General features: G+C 69.8%; 18 protein-coding genes and 1 riboswitch. Of the genes, 13 read left to right on the top strand and 5 right to left on the bottom strand.

Going from position 1 to position 20354, the window contains the following annotated elements; translation table 11 throughout:
• Nucleotides 1-2: 2 nt before the first annotated feature.
• On the bottom strand, nt 3-1286 hold the full coding sequence (locus AB0L53_RS38940; RefSeq protein ID WP_364005286.1) for a maltose ABC transporter substrate-binding protein: 1284 nt from the start codon (nt 1284-1286) through the stop codon (nt 3-5).
• Between the two features lie 267 nt (nt 1287-1553).
• Between AB0L53_RS38940 and AB0L53_RS38935 the strand changes: the two genes are divergently transcribed.
• The 3 genes from AB0L53_RS38935 to AB0L53_RS38925 all read left to right on the top strand — a co-directional run bounded on the left by AB0L53_RS38935 (nt 1554) and on the right by AB0L53_RS38925 (nt 5357).
• Nucleotides 1554-3041, top strand: a complete 1488-nt coding sequence (locus AB0L53_RS38935) for a glycoside hydrolase family 13 protein (protein ID WP_364005283.1) — start codon at nt 1554-1556, stop codon at nt 3039-3041.
• 79 nt (nt 3042-3120) lie between these two features.
• Entirely contained in the window at nt 3121-4461 is a 1341-nt protein-coding gene (locus tag AB0L53_RS38930; RefSeq protein WP_364005280.1) for a HAMP domain-containing sensor histidine kinase, read from the top strand.
• A gap of 77 nt (nt 4462-4538) precedes the next feature.
• Complete coding sequence (locus AB0L53_RS38925) at nt 4539-5357, top strand: SAM-dependent methyltransferase (protein WP_358550661.1); 819 nt, start codon at nt 4539-4541, stop codon at nt 5355-5357.
• Nucleotides 5358-5397: 40 nt separating this feature from the next.
• Here the strand turns inward: AB0L53_RS38925 and AB0L53_RS38920 are convergent, their stop codons facing one another.
• Complete coding sequence (locus AB0L53_RS38920; protein ID WP_357952574.1) at nt 5398-6738, bottom strand: cation:dicarboxylase symporter family transporter; 1341 nt, start codon at nt 6736-6738, stop codon at nt 5398-5400.
• Nucleotides 6739-6843: 105 nt separating this feature from the next.
• Between AB0L53_RS38920 and AB0L53_RS38915 the strand changes: the two genes are divergently transcribed.
• The 5 genes from AB0L53_RS38915 (at nt 6844) to AB0L53_RS38895 (ending at nt 13359) form a co-directional block, all read left to right on the top strand.
• Complete coding sequence (locus AB0L53_RS38915) at nt 6844-8361, top strand: sensor histidine kinase (RefSeq protein ID WP_364005276.1); 1518 nt, start codon at nt 6844-6846, stop codon at nt 8359-8361.
• Nucleotides 8358-9023, top strand: coding sequence for a response regulator (locus AB0L53_RS38910; RefSeq protein ID WP_358432584.1), 666 nt, complete (start codon nt 8358-8360; stop codon nt 9021-9023). Before AB0L53_RS38915 ends, AB0L53_RS38910 begins: the two co-directional genes overlap by 4 nt.
• Nucleotides 9024-9095: 72 nt before the next feature.
• Nucleotides 9096-11132 carry an N-acetylneuraminate synthase family protein gene (locus tag AB0L53_RS38905; protein WP_364005273.1) on the top strand — a complete coding sequence of 679 codons (2037 nt, stop codon included), beginning with the start codon at nt 9096-9098 and terminating at the stop codon, nt 11130-11132.
• A gap of 11 nt (nt 11133-11143) precedes the next feature.
• Nucleotides 11144-12124: a glycosyltransferase family 2 protein gene (locus tag AB0L53_RS38900; RefSeq protein ID WP_364005270.1), complete on the top strand. Its 981-nt coding sequence runs from the start codon at nt 11144-11146 to the stop codon at nt 12122-12124.
• Entirely contained in the window at nt 12121-13359 is a 1239-nt protein-coding gene (locus AB0L53_RS38895) for an alpha-2,8-polysialyltransferase family protein (protein WP_364005267.1), read from the top strand. Before AB0L53_RS38900 ends, AB0L53_RS38895 begins: the two co-directional genes overlap by 4 nt.
• 45 nt (nt 13360-13404) lie before the next feature.
• On the opposite strand, the gene AB0L53_RS38890 is transcribed toward AB0L53_RS38895, so the two are convergent.
• Together AB0L53_RS38890 and AB0L53_RS38885 are read right to left on the bottom strand one after the other, a co-directional pair.
• Nucleotides 13405-14565, bottom strand: a complete 1161-nt coding sequence (locus tag AB0L53_RS38890; protein ID WP_364005635.1) for a DUF6716 putative glycosyltransferase — start codon at nt 14563-14565, stop codon at nt 13405-13407.
• Nucleotides 14566-14739: 174 nt separating this feature from the next.
• A complete protein-coding gene (locus tag AB0L53_RS38885) occupies nt 14740-15684 on the bottom strand; it encodes a hypothetical protein (RefSeq protein ID WP_364005264.1) in 945 nt (314 codons plus the stop codon).
• A 96-nt stretch (nt 15685-15780) separates the two neighbouring features.
• On the opposite strand from AB0L53_RS38885, the gene AB0L53_RS38880 reads away from it, so the two are divergent.
• The 4 genes from AB0L53_RS38880 (at nt 15781) to AB0L53_RS38865 (ending at nt 18941) form a co-directional block, all read left to right on the top strand.
• Entirely contained in the window at nt 15781-16608 is an 828-nt protein-coding gene (locus AB0L53_RS38880) for an aldo/keto reductase (protein WP_364005261.1), read from the top strand.
• 19 nt (nt 16609-16627) lie between these two features.
• Entirely contained in the window at nt 16628-17581 is a 954-nt protein-coding gene (locus AB0L53_RS38875; RefSeq protein WP_364005258.1) for a Gfo/Idh/MocA family oxidoreductase, read from the top strand.
• Between the two features lie 118 nt (nt 17582-17699).
• Nucleotides 17700-17838: riboswitch (cyclic di-AMP (ydaO/yuaA leader) on the top strand.
• A gap of 12 nt (nt 17839-17850) precedes the next feature.
• Nucleotides 17851-18531 carry a CHAP domain-containing protein gene (locus AB0L53_RS38870; RefSeq protein ID WP_364005255.1) on the top strand — a complete coding sequence of 227 codons (681 nt, stop codon included), beginning with the start codon at nt 17851-17853 and terminating at the stop codon, nt 18529-18531.
• A 245-nt stretch (nt 18532-18776) separates the two neighbouring features.
• On the top strand, nt 18777-18941 hold the full coding sequence (locus AB0L53_RS38865; RefSeq protein ID WP_214641500.1) for a hypothetical protein: 165 nt from the start codon (nt 18777-18779) through the stop codon (nt 18939-18941).
• Between the two features lie 98 nt (nt 18942-19039).
• Here the strand turns inward: AB0L53_RS38865 and AB0L53_RS38860 are convergent, their stop codons facing one another.
• A complete protein-coding gene (locus tag AB0L53_RS38860; protein WP_364005251.1) occupies nt 19040-19774 on the bottom strand; it encodes a hypothetical protein in 735 nt (244 codons plus the stop codon).
• 282 nt (nt 19775-20056) lie between these two features.
• Here AB0L53_RS38860 and AB0L53_RS38855 point away from each other — a divergent pair, with 282 nt between their 5' ends.
• Complete coding sequence (locus AB0L53_RS38855; RefSeq protein ID WP_364005248.1) at nt 20057-20284, top strand: hypothetical protein; 228 nt, start codon at nt 20057-20059, stop codon at nt 20282-20284.
• The last annotated feature ends 70 nt before the right edge of the window (nt 20285-20354 follow it).

Raw genomic sequence — 20354 nt, 5'->3', positions numbered from 1 at the left:
CGTCAGTTCTTGAGCGAGCTGTCGATGGCCTTCTGCGCGGCCTCGGCGGCCTTGGCCGCGTCGCCGCCCTTGACCACCGCCGCCTCGGCGATGCCGAACGGCTCCCAGACGGCCTGCATCTCGGGGATGGCCGGCATCGGCATACCGTTCTTGCCCGCGTCCATGAACTTGCCCGCGTCGGGGTCGGTCGCGCCGACCTCCTGCAGCGCCTCGGTCAGCGCCGGGGGCCGCGGGTCGGCCGCGTACAGGGCCTTGGCCACGTCCTTGTTGGTCACGTAGTTGGCGACGAACTCCTGCGCCAGGGTCTTGCTCTTGCCCTTGGAGGCCACGAAGAAGGACTGGACGCCGACGAACGGGGTGGCGGGCTTGCCGTCCTTGAACGACGGGACGGGCGTGATGTCGTAGCTGATGCCGCCCTTCTTCACATCTCCCATGGCCCAGGGGCCGGAGATCAGGAAGGCGCACTTGCCGCCGGCGAAGCTGGCGACGTAGTTCTCGTTGGTGATGGACGTCTTGAGCGCGCCGTCACCCTTCTCCCCCAGCTCCTTCAGCTTGCCGAACGCCTTGACCGAGTCGGGCGAGCCGAGCAGCACCTTCTTCGGGTCCGGGTCGCCGGAGGCGGTGGTGCCGAACAGCGAGCCGCCGCCCGCCGCGAAGATCGGGTAGACGTGGAAGGCGTCGCCCTTCTGCGCCACCGGCAGGCAGAGCACCTCTTTGACCTTGCCCGCCGCCTTGAGCTCCTTGCCCTTCTTGACCATGTCCTCGAGCGTCGCGGGGGCGTCGGGGGCGAGCTTGGTGTTGCGGATCAGCGCGATGTTCTCCACCGCGTACGGGGCGGCCATCACCTGCCCGTCGAAGGTGACCGCCTTGATGGCGATCTCCGGGAACGCCGCCTTCTGCGCGTCGGTGAGGTTGACCGGGTCGATGGCGCCGTTCTGCACCAGGTTGCCGATCCAGTCGTGCGCGCCGACCATGATGTCCGGGCCGCTGCCCTGCTGGGAGGCGGTGAGGAAGGTCTGCTGGTTGTCCTTGCTGATCTCCTTCACCTCGACGGTCACGCCGTTCTCGGTGCCGAACTGCTCGGCGAAGGGCTTGAGCGCCTTGACCCGGTTGGGGTCGGCCCAGATCACCAGCTTGCCGCTGCCCTTGTCGGCGGGGGCCGAGGAGGAGGCGGCGGCGGAACCGCTGGGGGCGGCAGAGGGGGTGCCGGGCTGAGAACCACCGCAGGCCGTGGCGGCTAATGCCAGGGACGTGAGAGCGGCCACACCCAGGGCTCGCTTGCGCATGGGACCTCCTGAGGTCACGGAGGGAGCAATTGACCGCTTTCGCGGCTTATGTTTCCGGGACGTTAGCGACTCTTTGCAAAATTTGGAAGAACTTGCGAAAGAGCGTTACCCGATCCAGACGCGCTCGATACTCCCTTGACCTCGCCAACCGAACGCCGGGGAGAAGTGGGGCCCCATCTGCAACTTTCCGCAACTTACACTTGACCCCACTGAACCATGCAGGCCATCCTGCACCAGACATCACGGACAATCCCCGAAAGGACCCCCATGCTCGGCAACGACGACTGGTGGCGGGACGCCGTCGTGTACCAGGTCTACCCACGCAGCTTCGCCGACGCGAACGGCGACGGTATGGGAGACCTGCCGGGCGTGCGCGAACGCCTGGACTACCTCGCCGAGCTGGGCGTGGACGCCATCTGGCTGAGCCCCTTCTACACCTCGCCGATGGCCGACGGCGGCTACGACGTGGCCGACTACCGCGACGTGGACCCGATGTTCGGCACGCTGTCCGACCTCGACGGGCTGATCGCCGACGCGCACGAGCTGGACATCAGGGTGATCGTGGACCTGGTGCCGAACCACTCCTCCGACCGGCACCCGTGGTTCCAGGCCGGCCTGCGCGACCGCTACATCTTCCGGGACCAGCCCAACGACTGGGAGTCCATCTTCGGCGGCCCCGCCTGGACCCAGGTGGCCGACGGGCAGTGGTACCTGCACCTGTTCGCGCCCGAGCAGCCCGACCTCAACTGGGACAACCCGGAGGTGCGGGCCGAGTTCCGCGACATCCTGCGGTTCTGGCTGGAGCGCGGGGTGGACGGCTTCCGCGTCGACGTGGCGCACGGCATGGTCAAGGCCGCCGGGCTGCCCGACGTGGGGCCGAAGGAGGGCCGCCAGGCCGAGATGCTCGGCGACGAGCGGGTGCCGTACTTCGACCAGGACGGCGTGCACGAGATCTACCGCGAGTGGCGGCCGATCCTCGACTCCTACCCCGGCGGGCGGATGGCCGTCGCCGAGGCGTGGGTATCCTCCCCCGAGCGGCTGGCCCGCTACGTCGGCCCCGACGAGCTGCACCAGGCGTTCAACTTCGACTTCCTGCTGGCCGACTTCCACGCCAAGTCCTTCCGCGCGGTCATCGAGAAGGCGCTGGCCGAGGCGGAGCTGGTGGGCGCGCCGACCACCTGGGTGCTGTCCAACCATGACAAGCCCCGGCACGTCACCCGCCACGGCGGCCTGGCCAGGGCCAAGGCGGCCACGCTGCTGATGCTGGCGCTGCCCGGCTCGGCCTACCTCTACAACGGCGAGGAGCTCGGCCTGCCTGAGGTGCTCGACCTGCCCGACGAGCTGCGGCAGGACCCGGCGTTCCTGCGCAGCGGCGAGAGCCGCGACGGCTGCCGGGTGCCCATCCCGTGGACCACCGCCCCCGGCCTCGGCTGGCAGGACCCGTGGCTGCCGATCCCCGCCTCGTGGGCGGCGCTGTCGGTCGAGGCCCAGCACGACGACCCCGGCTCCACGCTGAACCTCTACCGGGCCGCGCTGCGCCTGCGCAAGGCCCACCCGGCACTCGGCGGCGGCACGCTGACCTGGCTCGACTCGCCCAAGGACGTGCTGGCCATCGAGCGCTCACCCGGCCTGGTCGTCATGCTGAACACCAGTGACGAGCCGGTGGAGGTGACCGGCGAGGTGCTGCTGTCGAGCGGCCCGCTCACCGCCGATGGCACCCTGCCGCCCGACACCACGGTGTGGCTCCAGCGCTGACGCGAGACTGTCGGACAATGGGACAAACTTTCCCCTTGTCCGACATATCGGGGTAAATGCCGTTAGTAGCCTCGATTTGATGTCACGCCTATGGGCGAGTTCTCTACGCGGCCGCGTAACGCTGGTGGCGGCCGCCGTGGCTACCGCTGTGCTGATCCCCGTGGGGACCGGCACGATCGTCGTGGCCAGGTCCGTGGTCGAGGCGAACGTGTGGAAGCAGACCAGGGACACCGCCGAGCAGGTGGCGGCCGAGTGGCGCGTGGGCGACCTCCCGCTGGGCGCGGCGATGCCGCTGATCGATCCCTCCGTCGACCTGATCCAGGTCGTCACCCCGAGCGGTCAGGTGGTGGCGACAAGCGACGCGGCCCGCAACCTGCCGCCGCTGAGCGACGTCTGGCCCACCGCGGACAACCGGGTCATCAGCACCACGAACTGTCTCCCGAGGCAGTGCGTCCACCTGACGGCCGTCCGCGCGTCCCCGTCCCCGGCCGCGAACGTCGTGTACGCCGGGCGCACCACCCCTGGCCTGCTGGACACGAGGATCCTGGAGGCAGTCGTGCTCACCCAGGTCCTCGTGCTCATCGCGCTGGCCACCTGGACGACCTGGCTGGTCATGGGCCGGGCGCTGCGGCCGGTGGGCGCGATGCGGGCCGAGCTCGACGCGGTCAACGCCAGTGACCTGAGCAGCCGGGTGACCCAGCCGCCGGGCAAGGACGAGGTCGCCCAGCTCGCCAGGTCCGTCAACGGCACGCTGGCCCGCCTGGAGCGCTCGGCATACCAGCAGCGCCGGTTCGCCTCCGACGCCTCGCACGAGCTGCGTACCCCCATCGCCGGGCTGCGCGCACAGCTGGAGAGCGCCCAGCTCTACCCCGAGGACACCGACTTCATCGCGCTGGTGGACAGCGCGCTGCGCGACACCGACCGGCTCGAAGCGATCATCTCCGACCTGCTGCTGCTGGCCAGGATCGGTTCCCGCGTGGACGTGGTGAAGGAGCGGATGGATCTCGCCGCCCTCGTCCGCGACGAGCTGTCGGCCCGCAACGATCGGCTGCCCGTCAAGCTGATGCTGGAGGAGGGCGTCGTGGTGGAGGGGGTACGCCTGCAACTGGCCCGGGTGCTGACGAACCTGCTGGACAACGCCCAGCGGCATGCCGAGAGCATCATCAAGGTGGCGGTCACCAGGGACGGGGACATGGCCGTACTGGCCGTGGAGAACGACGGCGTGGAGATCGCGCGGGCCGACCGCGAGTCCATCTTCGAGCGCTTCACCCGCCTGGACGCGGCCCGCAGCCGCGACTCCGGCGGCACCGGCCTGGGCCTGGCCATCGCGCGCGACGTGGCGGTGGCGCATCGCGGCGAGATCCATGTCGAGGAGTATTGCGGCGGCGCCCGCTTCGTCCTGAGGCTGCCTGCCGTGTGACATGATCCACCTCCCGTTGGTCACCTTGTGACATGAAACGGTGGATTTACTGGTCGTTTGTCCGAGATCATGGGCACATGACGGAACAAGCGCCGCAAGGTGTGGACCCGCACATCCCTAACGCGTCGCGGATGTACGACTACTTTCTTGGTGGCAAGGACAACTTCAAGGCCGACCGGGATCTCGCCGAACTGGTGATGAGCGTCCTCCCCGAGGTCAGAGAGGGCACGAGGCAGAACCGCAAGTTCATCGGGCGAGTGGTCGAATACCTGTGCCGTCAGGGCATCACCCAGTTCCTCGATCTCGGCTCCGGCCTCCCGGCCGCGGAGAACGTGCACGAGGTCGCCCACCGGTTCGCGCCGGACGCGCGCATCGTCTACGTCGACAACGACCCCGTGGTGGCCGCGCACGGACGCGCCCTGCTGGCCGACCCGAAGAAGGTCGCCATGGTGCTGGGCGACGGCCGCGAACCGGAGAAACTCCTGCAGCATCCCGAGGTGCTGTCGCTGCTGGACTTCGACCAGCCGGTCGCGGTGCTCATGATGTTCTTCCTGCACCTGGTGCCCGATGAGGACCGGCCGCAGGAGTTCGTGGCCGCCTACCGGGACGCGCTGGCGCCGGGCAGCTACCTGGCCATCTCCCATGTCGGCAACGACGTCGTGCCGGAGCAGGTGGCCAAGATCGTTGAGTTCTACCAGAAGGCCAACTCGCCTTTCTGCCCGCGCCCTGGCACGGAGATCGCCCGGTTCTTCGGTGACTTCGAGCTGATCCCGCCGGGGCTGGCCAGTGGCCTGGGGCCGGAGGTCGGCTGGCCGTTCAACGACCCCCAGGAGACGATCTTCCTCGACGACGAGATGGCGCGAATGGGCTACGCGGGCATCGGCCGCAAGCTCTGACCCATCTGACGACGGATCAGAGCTTGCGGCGACCAACGGCTCAGACCGGCGACATCTCCCGCCGCTCGTCGTCCGCCGCGGGCGGCTCGGGCCGCTCGTCCTCGTCCAGCAGCGTCGACTCGTCGAACGGCGCGTTGCCGGCGAGCACCTCGGCGGCTCGTTCCTTGTCGAAATCACCTGTCCAGGTGGCGACGAGGATGGTGCCGACCGCGTTGCCGGCGAAGTTCGTCAGGGCGCGGGCCTCGGACATGAACCGGTCGATGCCGACGATGAGGCCGACGCCGTCGACCAGCGCCGGCCGGTGCGACTGGAGAGCACCGGCCAGCGTGGCCAGGCCCGCTCCGGTCACGCCCGCCGCGCCCTTGGAGGCGATCATCATGAACAGCAGCAGCGCGATCTGCTCACCGAACGACAGCGGCGCTCCGGTGGCCGAGGCGACGAACAGCGTGGCCATGGTCAGGTAGATCGCGGTGCCGTCGAGGTTGAAGGAGTAACCGGTCGGCACGGTGATGCCGGCCACCGTACGGCTCACGCCGAGGTGCTCCATCTTGGCGATCAGCCGGGGCAGCGCGGCCTCGGACGACGACGTGGACAGGATCAGCAGGAACTCACGCCCCAGGTAGCGGAAGAGCGGCCACATGCCCACCTTGGCCACCATCCACAGCAGCGGGCCGAGCACGAGGCCGACGAACAGCAGGCAAGTGATGTAGAAGGCGACCATGATGATGCCCAGGGCCTTGAGCGCGTCCAGGCCGGTGGCGCCGACGACGGCGGCGATGGCGCCGAACGCGCCGATCGGCGCCGCCCACATGATCATGGCGAGGATGCGGAACACCAGCCGCTGGATGTGCTCGACGGCCGTCAGGATCGGCGCGGCCTTGGGTCCCATGGCCAGCAGCGCGAACCCGACGAGGAGCGCGACCAGCAGCGTCTGCAGCGTCTGTCCCTCGGTGAACGCCGACACCAGCGTGGTCGGGATGATGCTGAGCAGGAAGTCGGTCGATCCGGCGGCGGCCCCCTTGGCCGCCTCTGCCTCCGCGGCCTGCTTGGCCGCGTCGGTGAGGTGCAGCCCTGAGCCCGGGTCGATGAAGTTGCCGACCACGAGTCCGATGATCAGGGCTACGGTGGACATGATGGTGAAGTAGCCGATGGTGAGGCCACCGACCTTGCCGACCTTGGCCGCCTTACTGACCGAGCCGACGCCGAGCACGATCGTGCAGAAGATGATCGGGCCGATCATCATCTTGACGAGGTTGACGAACGCGGTGCCGAGTGGCTTGAGTTCCTTGCCGACGTCCGGCCAGACGAATCCGACCAGGATCCCTAGCAGCACCGCCACGATGACGGCCATGTAGAGAAGGTGGGTGCGATCACGACGCATGGGACGGTCTCCGGTCGTATGGACGAGACTGCTAACCATGCGAATATGCGCTCTGTGGTGACGCAGGTCACCATTGCGTAAGTTTCGTACACTGAAGAGATTCCCATGAGCCGATGGACCCTGGCCGGCCAGATGCTGGCCCTGCAACTGTTCGTTGTCGTCCTCACCCTGGTGAGCGCCGCCACGCTCGTCTCCGTGCTGGCCGGCAACCTCGTCACGGCCGAGGCGGCGGCCCAGGCCAGGGCGGCCGCCACCGCGGTGGCGGCCTCGCCCGACGTGCGGGCCGCGCTCGACGCTCCGTCGCCGACCAGCCGCCTGCAACCGTTCGCCGAGCAGGTACGCGCCCAGACGGGCGTCGACTTCGTCACCATCATGAAGCCCGACGGCACCCGCTACACCCATCCCAACCCGGCGGAGATCGGCAAACGCTTCCTCGGCCACATCGACCAGGCCCTGCGCGGGCAGACGTTCACGGAGACCTACACCGGCACGCTCGGTCCGTCCGTGCGGGCGGTCGCCCCGGTCCGCGCGAACGGCGCGACCGGCCCGGTGCGGGCGCTGGTCAGCGCGGGCATCAAGGTCGAGCGGGTGAGCGCCAGGCTGCGCGGCCTGCTCTTCTGGACCGGGCTCATCGCGCTGGTCGTGCTCGCCCTCGGCGCCGCCGGCACCTGGCTGGTGACCGCCCGGCTGCGCAGGCAGACACATGGGCTCGGCCCGGCCGAGCTGGGCCGCATCCACGAGCACCACGACGCGGTGCTGCACGCCGTACGCGAGGGACTATTGCTGGTCGGCAAGGACGGCACGCTGACGCTCTGCAACGACGCCGCGCGGCAGCTGCTCGGTCTGCCCGCCGACGCCGAAGGGCGGCACCTGGACGAGCTGGGCCTGTCGGAAGTGCTGGACGCGGGCCAGGAGGAGCGGGTGCACCTGGTCGGCGACCGGGTGCTGGCCGTCAACGGTGCGGCCAGCAGGCTGGGCACGGTGGTGACCGTTCGCGATCACACCGAGCTGCAGGCGCTGGCCGGGCAGCTGGACGCCGAGCGCGGGTTCGCCGAGTCGCTCCGGTCGGCCGCCCACGAGTCGGCCAACAAGCTGCACACGGTCATCACGCTGGTGGAGCTGGGCCGTACGGAGCAGGCCGTGGCGTTCGGCACCGCGGAACTGCGCGCGGCGCAGCACCTGACGGACCGGGTGATGGGCGCGGTACGCGAGCCGGTCCTGGCCGCGCTGCTGCTGGGCAAGAGCGCGGAGGCGGCCGAGCGCGGCGGCGAGCTGGTGATCAGCGAGGACAGCGAGCTGGACGACCTCGGCCTGGACGCCGGGGAGCTCGTCACGATCGTCGGCAACCTCATCGACAACGCGATCGACGCGGCGACGCGGGTCGAGGTGCTGCTGCGGGCCGGACCGGACGGCTTCCTCATCAGGGTGGCCGACGACGGGCCCGGTCTGATCGCGCCCGACGCGTTCCGGAAGGGCTGGACCACCAAGGGCGACGGGCACGGCCTGGGGCTCGCGCTGGTGGGGCAGGCGGTGCGGCGGCTGGGCGGCTCGATCGAGGTGGACGGGTCGGTGTTCACCGTACGACTGCCCGTTCCCGAGCCCGCGACGGAGCCGGTCCGATGATCTCGGTGCTGGTGGTCGAGGACGAGGAGATCACCGCGGAGGCCAACCGCATCTACGTGGCCCGGGTGCCGGGCTTCGAGGTGGCGGGCGTGGTGCGCTCGGGCGGGGAGGCGCTGCGGTTCCTGCGGCGCACGCCGGTCGATCTCATCCTGCTCGACCTGTACCTGCCCGACATGCCAGGGCTTGAGGTCTGCCGGGCCGTACGGGCGGGCGGGCTGCTGTGCGACGTGATCGCGGTCACCTCCGCGCGCGATCTGGCCATGGTGCGCTCGGCGGTGTCCCTGGGCATTTCCCAGTACCTCCTCAAACCGTTCACCTTCTCGACACTTCACGAGAAGCTGACCCGCTACGCCCGGTTCAAGGAGGAGGCCGGCGAGATCGTCGGGCAGGGCGACGTGGACCGGGTGCTCGGCACCCTGCGCGGCCGCTCCGAGCTGCCGAAAGGCATGGCTCGCGACACCCTCGACGTGGTCGTCGCCGAGCTGCGCGGGCGCCCCGCGGGGATGTCGGCGCAGGCCGTGGGGACGGCGGCCGGGGTCTCCCGGGTGACGGCCCGCAGATACCTGGAACACCTGGTGGAGCTGGGGATCGCGGTACGGATGCCACAGTACGGCGGAGTGGGCCGTCCAGAGTTGCTCTACCGGATCCCCCCGGAAAGTTAATTAGGGGGATGCTGCTCGTTCAATCCGTGCCTCTAGCTTCGGGATGCAATCCGTAAGCACTGAGGAGTCACGTTGCGAGTCCTGGCCGTTGTTCCCGCCCGCGGCGGTTCTGCGGGTGTTCCCCTGAAGAACCTCGCGCCGGTCGGTGGTATCCCCCTGGTCACCCGAGCCGTCCGCGCCGCGCTGCGCAGCGAGCTGATCGACCGGGTGGTGGTCAGCACCGACCACGCGGGAATCGCCGAGGCCGCCAAGGAGGCGGGCGCGCTCGTCGTGGACCGTCCGGAGGAGCTGAGCGGCTCGACCGCCTCCAGCGAGTCGGCGGTCCTGCACGCGCTCGACACGCTCGGCGAGGACCCGGAAGTGGTCGTGCTCGTGCAGTGCACCAGCGCGTTCATCGACTCCGAGGACCTGTCGGCGGCCGTGCGCAAGGTGCTCGACGGCGAGGCCGACGCGGTCGTGTCGGGCCTGCCGACGCACGAGTTCCTCTGGACCCCGGCCGGCGCCGGGATCAACCACGACCCCGCGTTCAGGCCGCGCAGGCAGGACCGCGAGCCGCAGTTCCGCGAGAACGGCGCGTTCTACGTCATGCGCACCTCCGGGCTGCGCGAGCACGGCCACCGCTTCTTCGGCACCATCGCCGTGCAGCCGGTGCCCGTGCGGCACGCGATCGAGATCGACGACCCCGAGGACCTGGAGCTGGCCCGCGCGCTGGCCCCGTTCGTGGACCTGCCCGAGCCGATCGACGTCGACGCGGTCATCACCGACTTCGACGGCGTGCACACCGACGACCGCGCCTACGTCGACTCCGACGGCCGCGAGATGGTGCTGGTCAGCCGCTCCGACGGGATGGGCATCGCGCTGCTGCGCCGCTCCGGGGTGAAGGTGCTGGTCATGTCGACCGAGCACAACCCGGTCGTGGCCGCCCGCGCCCGCAAGCTGGGCGTGCCCGTACTGCAGGGCATCGCCGAGAAGCGGGTCGTGCTGCGCGACTGGCTGACGATCGAGGGCCTCGACCCGGCCCGCGTCGCCTACGTGGGCAACGACGTCAACGACCTGGGCCCGATGGCCGAGGTGGGCTGGCCGATCGCGGTGCCCGACGCGCACCCGCGGGTCCGGGCGGCCGCCAGGGTCGTGCTGTCCAAGCCGGGCGGCGAGGGAGCCGTACGCGAGCTGTGCGACCGCGTCGTGGCGGCCCGGCCCGAGGAGCCCACGCCCGAGACCAGGCAGCGGCCCAGGTTCGGCCCGGTGGCGGTCGGCGAGGTGCTGGTCGGCGACGGCGAGCCCGTCTACGTCATCGGCGAGATCGGCATCAACCACAACGGCGACCTCGACCTGGCCCGCCGGCTCATCGACGTGGCGGCCGACGCGGGCTGCCAGGCGGTGAAGTTCCAGAAGCGCACCCCGGCGATCTGCGTGCCCGAGGCGCAGAAGGGGCAGATCAGGCAGACGCCCTGGGGCGAGATGACCTATCTGGAGTACAAGGAGCGGACCGAGTTCGGTTACGACGAGTACCGCCAGATCGCCAAGTACTGCGACGAGCGCGGCCTGCACTGGTTCGCCTCGCCGTGGGACGTGCCCTCCATCGACTTCCTCGAAGAGATGGACGTCGTGGCGCACAAGATCGCCTCGGCCAGCGTCGCCGACCATGAGCTGCTGCGCGCCCTCGCGGCGACGGGCAAGCCGCTGATGCTGTCGACCGGCATGTCCACACTCTCCGAGATCGACCAGGCCGTCGAGATCCTCGGCACCGACAAGCTGATCATGATGCACGCCACCTCCACCTACCCCCTCCCGCCGGAGGAGGCGAACCTGCGCACGATCACCACCCTCAAGGAGCGCTACGGCGTGCCCGTCGGCTACTCCGGGCACGAGCGCGGCTTGCAGATCTCGCTGGCCGCGGTGACGCTCGGCGCGGTCTGCGTGGAGCGGCACATCACGCTCGACCGGACCATGTGGGGCTCCGACCACGCCGCGTCGCTGGAGCCGTCGGGTCTGGAGCACCTGGTGCGCGACATCCGGATCATCGAGCAGGCCATGGGCGACGGCGTCAAGCGCGTCTTCCCCGGTGAGGAGGCCCCCAAGGCCCGCCTGCGCCGCGTCACCGTCTGACGAGCGCGATCTTGACCACTCTGTCCGTCATCGTGCCCGTGCGTGACGGCGAGCGTTTCATCGCCGACGCGCTCTCCTCGCTCTGCCGCAACGCCCGGCGCGACTTCGAGTTCATCGTCGTGGACGACGGTTCGGTGGACGCCACCGGCGCCATCGCCGAGGACTTCCGCGCCGACCTGCCCGGCCTGTCCGTCCTGCGCAATCCGGCGCCGGTCGGGCTCGCCGATGCGCGCAACACCGGGCTGTCGGCCGCCTCGGGCCGGTACGTCACGTTCATGGACGGCGACGACTGGCTCGCCCCCGGCTACCTGGCCCGGCTCGTCGAGGCCATCGACGGGCTCGGCTGTGACTTCGTCCGCGCCGACCACGTACAGGTCGAGGGACGAAAGCGGGTCGTGCACCGCGCTCCGCTGGCGCGGCGGGGCGTAGTGCTCAACCCTCGGGACGCGATCCTGCCCGCGAACGTGCGGACCATGGTCGACTACCCCTACGCCTGGGCCGGGATCTACCGGCGCTCGCTGCACGACCTGCTGCACTTCCCCGGCTCGCTGCACACCGCGGAGGACCGGCCGTGGATCTGGCGGCTGCACAGGGAGGCGGCCTCGTTCGCGGTGGTCTCCCTGGCCGGGGTGTTCTACCGGCGGATGGTGTCGGGGTCGCTCACGCGGGTGGGCGACGAGCGGCAGTTGCACTTCTTCGACGCCTTCGAGCTGGTGTTCAAGGACCTCGAGGAGGAGTTCCTGCCCAAGGCCGTACGGAACTTCTGCGCGCTGCTGGCCCACCACCTGGAGATCGCCGACCGCTTCACCCCGCAGCTGCGCGCCCGGTTCGAGGAGCGCGGCGCGGAGATGGTGCGCACGCTGCCCACCGGCCTGGTGGCGGACGTGGTGTCGCGGATGTCCGTGGAACGTGAGGCCACTCTGCGGGCCCTGCTGCCCGACCTCCCCCCGAACCCCCACGTGCGGCCGCGCCGCGAACGGGAGGACTCATGACGACCGTCTTCTACGCCTCGACGCTGTTCGGGGCGATGTCGCTGGCGGCCGGGATCGACGACGGCCGCTTCGCCGAGGGACGCCGGGTCCTCATCGTGTCCAACAACGCGGCGATCCCCGAGGTGACCCTCCCGCTCGACCGGACGCCGGGCTTCGCGGTGCTGCGCTCCCGCTTCGACGAGATCCACTCGTGGAACGACCTGATCGCGCCGCTGCACCCGTCGGACTGGAAGGCCCGCGTCATCGAGGTGCCGATGATGGAGCGGCTGATCCGCGCCCAGCTGGGGCTCGAGGACGCGGCCGAGCTGGTGCTGGAGTCGATCGCGGTGCCGCCCGCCCGGACGATCGCCGGGCTGGTGCGCGACTGCCCGATCACCGTCTACTCCGACGGCCTGATGAGCTACGGCCCGACCCGCGACCCGCTGCCCGCCGAGATCTTCCGCCGCATCACCCGCCTGCTGCACCTGGACCTCGTGCCGGGGCTGGAGCCGCTCCTGCTCAGCGAGTACGGCGTGCCGGCCCAGATCCTGCCGGACGAGGCGTTCCTGGCGGTGGTCCGGCAGGTGGCGACGACCGCGCCGGACATGCTGGCCGGGCAGGCGATGATCCTCGGGCAGTACCTGTCCGCGCTGGAGATCGTCACGCCCGAGGAGGAGGCGGCGCTGCACGAGACGATGCTGCGCGGCCTGGTCGCCCGGGGCTACTCGACCGTCGTGTTCAAGCCGCACCCGGCGGCCGGGCGCAGGCACGCGCAGCTGCTCAGAGCCGCCGCCGAGCCGCTGGACGTGCGGCTGCTGGTCGCCGGGGAGAGCGTCCCGGCCGAGGTGTGCTTCTCGGCGCTGCGGCCCGAGCTGGTCGTGGGCTGCTTCTCGACCGGCCTGATCACGGCCGGGCGCTACTTCGGGCTGCCGGTGGCCTCGTACGGGACCGATCTGGTGCTGGAGCGGCTGGCCCCGTACGAGAACAGCAACCGGGTGCCCGTCACGATCGTCGACGCGCTGCTGCCCCGCATGTCGGCGGACGGCACGATCGAGCCGGCGCCGCGTGGCTACCTTCGGGAGCTGGTGCGGGCCGTGGGTTACTGCATGCAGGCCGAGACCTATCCGGAGCTGCGGCCGGTGGACTTCGACTTCGACCCGCGCTACTTCAAGCGCAAGCGCCTGGAGACGCTCGGGCTGACGGCCAAGCCCACGGCGCTCACGCGGCTGCGCCGCAAGATCCGCTCCGCGATCTGAACGAGCGGCGCCCCCGGAGGACAGCGTCCTCCGGGGGCAACGGCTTTAGGACAGTGCCCGCAGATACCGGCGCATCCGCCGCTTGGCCCGGTAGCCGACGCGCAGCATGGTGGGCGGCACGTCCAGGCGCATCCTGGCCCGGCGGCGGGCGGCGGCGTGCTCCGGCCCGTCGAGCAGCGACCTGGCCGGAACCCGCGGGCCGCCGGTCACCAGGCCGCCCAGCAGCCCGGCCCAGTCGTTGCGCTCTACAGGGTGGAAGTAGTTGGCCGCGCACCACCCGGCGTCGGCGGCGCGGAAGCCGCCACCGGCCAGCTCGTCGAGCGTGCCCAGCAGCCCGCTGTCCTCGAACACCAGGTTGATCATCTCCGCGCTCACGCCGAAGTCGCTCAGCACCAGCAGCGGCACGTCCTGCGCGATGGCCTCCAGCGCCGCCGTCGAGCTGACGGTCACGAACCCGGCCGCCTGCGCCAGCTGGTCGTGCATCGAGCCCGCCTCGAATGCCACCCGCCCTGGCTCGCCGAGCTCGCGCCAGAGCCGCTGGTAGTGGAAGCGCTCGTTGTGCGTCTGCCGCTCGTCCTCCAGGGCGCGCAGCTTCACCACCACGTCCAGGTCCGGGCGGCGGGCGGCCAGCTCGGCCAGGGACAGCAGGATGCGTTCGCGATCCTCGCGCTCACGCGGCACCTTGGCCTGGGTGGCGAACACCACCCGGTTCCCGCCGCCGCGCACGGCCCGCGGGCGCAGGAACGGCAGCCGGGCCAGCCCGACCGCCCCTCCCCCGCCGAGCTGGGCGGCGATCCCGGCGAACTCGGCCACTTCCCGCTCGCTGTGCACCACGAACAGGTCGCACCCGCTGCGGAACAGCCACGCCTTCTCCGTCGCGGGCACCGAGATGCCCGGCAGCCCGGTCACGAACACCGGCCGCGGCCGCAACCCGGCGAACGCCTCGGCCACCAGCACGTCCACGACCGGCCCCGTACAGGCCACGATGATCGCGTCCGGCCGTGTCCGCTCGGCCAGACGCCGCACCGCCCGCGCCGGCATCAGCGGCGGCGCGGGACGTCCGCCCACGGCGGCGGCGATCTGCTCGGGCGAGGGCGCGATCGGCGTGCGCACCACCGCGAGGTCCGTCTCGCAGCCGGGTGGCAGGTCGTCGAGCAGGCAGGCCGCCCACTTCAGGTACGAGTCGGAGTCGGCCACGGCCAGCACTCTCAAGTGGTCACTCCAGTCAAATACGGGCAGACGCCCAGTCGTATGGGTTGAACGCCCGTCTTAACCGGCCGTTCCAGTCATGTCCGGAATAAGCCGGTCACCCGGCGACTCCGATCAGCTGCGGGATGAGCCGGTCATCCGGCGACTCCCATCAGCGGCGAGATAAGCCGATCATCCGGCGACTCCGGTCAGATGGGAACGCAGGTCGGGGGCCGCCCTGCTGGTCCACCAGTCGTCCGGCACGTCCACCGCCTCGACCGCGACGCCGCGCGGGCCGAGCAGCACGCGCAGCGAGGTGATCGCGGTGGACGGCAGGCTGAGCACCCGCTGGGCGGGGTCGAGGCCACGCAGCGTCAGCTCGGCGGGCACGCCGGCGTCGTGCACGGTGATCTCGGGCCGCTCGCGGATGACCGCCACGTCAGCGGGGTCCTCGCGGCGATGCGGGAAGTAGGCGAGCGGCTCCTCGGCGGCCCGCTCCATCAGCCAGCTCAGGTAGCGGTCGCGGTGGACCAGTCCGTTCCTGACCAGGGAGGTGCCGAGCACGACGGTCCGCTCGGCCGGTCCTGGCCCGCTCAGCGGCTGCTCGCGTAGCCAGCCGAAGTCGTGGCGGACCAGGTCGACGCCCGCCGCGCGGACGGCCGCCGCCAGCTCGTCGGTCACCGGCAGCGCGGTGAAGACCGACACCCGGCTCGCGCGCAGCCTGATCGCCGCCGCCAGCCCCAGGGCCGCGCGCAGCTTTCCCGGGTGGGCCCGCGCCCGCAACAGCGGTTTGTACGGCCCTTCGGCTAGCAGAGACAGCAACCGGAGCGTGGCCAGCCCGTCATCGACGATCACGATGCGGCCCGGATGGGAGACGAGCCAGCGCAGCTGAACCCGGCCGGAGAAGGCGTCGCCGACGGCGTGCGGGGAGCGCGGCATGCGCTCGCGCGGCTCGGCCAGCTCCAGCCCCTCGGGCAGAGCCAGGCCGGACAGCTCCCGGCGAGTGGCCTTGAGCGCTCGCAGCCCGGCACGCGGCACGACGACCGTGGCAGGCCCGAGCAGCCCAGCGCGGTGTGCCTCTATGGCGCACAGCATCTGAAGCGGGGACTCCACCCAGGCCGACGCCTGTTTGCCCACTCTGTTACCCCCGCGGGGTGATAGCCCGATCACGACCGCTTCAAGCTAGCCCGGCCGCCTTAAGCCGCCAGAAACGGGACATGAACAATGGGACCCATGAACTCGCTACTACTCAACAGCGACGGCGTGCAGGTGCCGCAGCTCGGGTTCGGCGTCTGGCAGGTGCCGAGCGACGAGGCCGAACAGGTCGTGACGGCCGCTTTGGAGGCCGGTTACCGCCACATCGACACCGCCAGCGCGTACGGGAACGAGGAGGGCGTCGGCCGGGCCGTACGCGCCTCGGGGATCCCGCGCGAGAAGCTGTTCGTCACCACCAAGCTCTTCAACAACGACCACGAGCGGGCGGAGGAGGCGTTCGACGAGAGCCTGTCCCGGCTCGGGCTCGACTACGTGGACCTGTACCTGATCCACTGGCCGGTGCCGTCGCGGAACAAGTACCTCCAAGCATGGCGCAGCCTGGAGAAGATCTACCGTCAGGGACGGGCCAAGGCGATCGGTGTGTCCAATTTCACCATCGAGACTCTCACCCGGGTCATCGACGAGGCCGACATCGTTCCGTCCATCAACCAGATCGAGCTGCACCCGTACTTCCAGCAGCGCGCGCTACGAGAGTTCCACGAGGCCAACGGCATCCTCACGGAGGCGTGGAGCCCGCTGGGGCAGGGCAAGGGCCTGCTCGGCGACCCGGCGCTGGCCGTGCTGGCGGACAAGCACGGCAAGACGCCCGCCCAGATCGTGCTGCGCTGGCACATCCAGCTGGGCAACGTGACGATCCCCAAGTCGGTCACGCCCGCGCGGATCAAGGAGAACTCCGAGGTGTTCGACTTCGTCCTCGACACCGAGGACATGGCGGCCATCGGCGCCCTGACCAAGCAGGACGGCCGGATCGGGCCCGACCCGGAGACTTTCAGCTGGATGGGGTAAGTCCCTAGGATCTTTCCCCATGAAGGATCTCGCATGGGGCATAGCGGCCACGGGTGTCATCGCTGCAAAAGTCGGGGCGGTCATCGCCGCTGAGCCAGGAATGCGGGTGGCCGCCGTCGGTTCGCGCGACCTCGGCCGCGCGCGGGCGCTGGCCTCGGAACTGGGCGCCGAGTCGGCGTACGGCTCGTACGCGGAGCTGTGCGCCGACCCCGGCGTCGACGCGGTCTACGTGGCGACCCCGCACGCCCAGCACCTGGAGGTCGCCGAGGCGGCGATCGCGGCGGGCAAGGCGGTGCTGTGCGAGAAGCCGCTCGCCGCGTCCGTCGCCGACGCCGAGCGGATGGTCCAGCTCGCCCGCGATGCCGGGGTGTTTCTGATGGAAGCCATGTGGACCAGGTTCAATCCGCTCATCCAGCGGGTGGCCGGCGATCCCCGGTTCGGGGAGATCCGCTCGGTCCAGGCGTCGTTCGGCTTCAAAGCTCCCTACGATCCCGCGCACCGGCTGTGGGCGCCGGAGCTGGGCGGCGGGGCGCTGCTCGACCTGGGTGTCTACTCGTTCGGGCTGGCACAGCTGCTGCTCGGGATGCCCTCACGGATGCACGTCACGGGCTCGCTGGCGCCTTCAGGGGTGGACGCGGAGGCGGGCGGGGTGCTGGTCTATCCGGGCGGCAGGCGGGCTCTGGTGGAGTGCTCGCTGCTGGGCCCGTACGCGAACGACGCCCTCGTGGTGGGCACCGACATGCGCGCCCACATCAAGGCGCCGTTCTGGGCGCCGGAGCGGGTCGTGCTGAGCGGGCCGTCGATGGAGACGGAGGAGCTCGAGCTCGATCCGGCGGACAACGGGTACGCCGGCGAGGTACGCGAGGTACGGGACGCCATTGCCGAAGGCAGGACCGAATCCGCGATCATGCCACTTGACGAAAGCCTTGCCATGATGGGGCTTCTGGCCGACGCGAGGGCGCAGCTCTCTTAGCTGGGGATTCATCTATTTGTAAGACCCTTGCCTCTTGCATTACCTTTGTGGTCATATGAGGCATACGTCCGGTTTGTCCGTTCGTTGCCAGACCATCGCACAAAGGCATCACAGGACCGTCCTGTGACCGCTGAATCCGCCTCGCGCGGAACCGGGGACCCACCGTCCTTTGGGGTGTATCGGCACGTCACGTGCCGTAGGACAGCTTCCACGTCCGAACCCGTCAGCTAACCCGGTAAGCGGCATGGAAGCAAGGAGTTACCCCCTCGATGGCCAAGTCCCATCTTTTTCGCGCCACCAAGTCGACCTTCGCTCACGCCATCCTCGGCGTGAGCGTCGCGGCCGCCGCTTTCGCCGGCCAGTCCGCCGCCCACGCGGACACCGCCACCGCCCACGCTGCCGCGGCTCCGGCGCACGCCGCCGCGAAGAGCCACCCGGAGAGCGAGATCAAGGCCAAGGCCACGGTCTCGCGGGTGTTGGCGCTGGCCAAGGCCCAGGTCGGCACCACTGAGAACGCCTACGGTGGCGGCACCAAGTTCCAGAAGTGGTACATGAACTCCCCGCGCGCCCTGGAGACCCTCAGGCGCGACGGCGGCACCCGGGCGGACTACCTGAACGCCGCCTGGTGCTCGATGTTCGTCTCGTGGGTCGGCGACCAGTCCGGCGCGCGCAGCATGATCGGCTGGGACGCCTACACGGTCGAGCACGCGAAGTGGTTCGCCCGCAACAACCACTGGGGCACGACCCCGAAGCCGGGTGCCGTGGTGTTCTTCTCGTGGGGCGGCAGCAAGAGCCTGGACGACATCGAGCACGTCGGTTTCGTCGTCAAGGACAACCACGACGGCACGATCTCCACGATCGAGGGCAACACCGGCAACGGCAGCGTGCAGCAGCGCGTCCGGCCGACGTCCCAGGTGGTCGGCTACGGCTACCCGAGCTACGGCGCCTGACGACTTCCTGATCGAGGGCTCTCCTGCCGACGAGCGCGCGTCCTTCTGGACGCGCGCTCGTCGGCGTCTTACGCTCCCGTACCGGCTGCCGAAAAGCCCACCACGTTGGGCTGAACAGCGCATGGCTGCCTTATCTGCCCATCCGACCGCAACCCCCCAAGTTTGGGGATGTCACGGGCCTGCCGTCACCTCAGACACTGACGGTGGCCGGACAGCGAGCCGGTTCTCGATACTGAGGAGGGGACATGTCACCGACGACGCAGCAGGACAACTGGCGCTTCTGCAACAAGTGCTACACCCTTTGGTGGAATGGCCGCCCCGACAACGGGCACTGCCCCGCAGGCGGTGCCCACGAGGGACACGGCAGTTGGAACTTCTACCTCCCGGCGAACCCCGCCGAGCACATCTAACGCAAGGCCGGACCCCCGGCCGGTCTCCCCGCGACACCACGGTTTCGCGGGGAGTTCGGCGTTGGACGATACTTTCGGCGATCCGGCGATCCGGCGAGTCAGCCCAGTTGCTGGGCGTTCAGGCCGGTGAGGCGTTCGTAGGCGGGGCTTTCGTCTGGGTAGACGACCTGGATGTCAATGGGAAGGGCTGTCCCGGGGTCGACGCTGTGTCCGCCGCCTTCGGGGGAGCCGAGCAGGACGGCGCCGTCGGTGCCGTTGCGGAAGATCTCGCCCCAGAAGGTGTCGACGAAGCTCTTGGACAGCAAAGTTCCCTCCGGCAGGCCACCGAAGCCCACGGCCCATTTCATGACGCGGGTGTCCTCGGCGTGCATCGTGAGCCGGTAGGAGTAGATGTGGCCCGAGCCTTCCGCCCAGTGGCCTCGCAACTCCTGGTCGACGCGCAGGTTCCCCACGAAGCGGGCCGCCAGCGCGGACTGGGCCTGGTCGTTCCAGGAGCCGTTCGGGCTCTCGGCCATGGGGATGTCCGACAACCTCGCGATCGAGGCCCCACGCTCCACCGGCAGTGAGTGTCCCTGCTGGTTGGCGGCCGAGAAGAGCGCGTTGTCCTCGACGGTGTTGTTGACGACGGCGCTCACCCCGTCACCGCTGTGGTCGAACCCGTACTCGGAGAAGTCGTTGGCATGCGCGCCCGTCGGAATGGCCAGGATTTTGTCGCCACGCCCCGGGGTCTGGCCCGCGTTGAAGTTGTTGGCCCGGTAGAGACAGAAGTGCCCCTCGGGACACGCATCGGCCCCCTGGCCGTAGATCAGCTTCGGTTCCTTGTCGTCGCTCATCGCACTCCCTAACCGTTGACGGTCGGCGCGGCTGCCCTGGTGGCAGCCACCGGGTTCTGCGGACCATGGTTGTCTGGGGTGCCGTTCGAGGACGGAGCCCAGAACATCGTGACGACGGAATCGGCGCAGAAGCCCAACAGATACGCTATGCGCCGCAATCACTACTCTGTGTAATGACACGCGAGGTTCGCCGTTCGACTATCCGCAGCCCCTGGAGTCAGGACTCGAACAGCCCACAAGTCACCCGACTTCCGCCTGCTGCCTGCGGCGGCGGTCGCCTTCATGGTCCTGATCGGCTCCGGCGTGCCCGCCCGCGCGGCGGACGCCTCCGCCATGACCGGCACCGTCCTGCGGCAGGGCAGGACACTGGCCATCTACACGCTCCCGTACTACCGCGAGACCTGGCGAAGAAGCGGACTACGGCGGATCCCAAGCCCGGATCATGGCCAGGAAGCTGTCCGGGTCCTCGCTTGGAACGTAGATCGCCGATCCTTTCCGCCGGAGGGCTGAGGCTCCGGTCTTGTTCGCAGTGCCGATGACCGCTGCGACGTCTCCTGGTGAAGAATTTCTGCTCACGTGT

It is taken from the genome of Nonomuraea sp. NPDC052129, assembly GCF_040680095.1.
Taxonomy (GTDB): domain Bacteria; phylum Actinomycetota; class Actinomycetes; order Streptosporangiales; family Streptosporangiaceae; genus Nonomuraea.
This window is presented reverse-complemented; position numbering and strand designations above follow the sequence as displayed.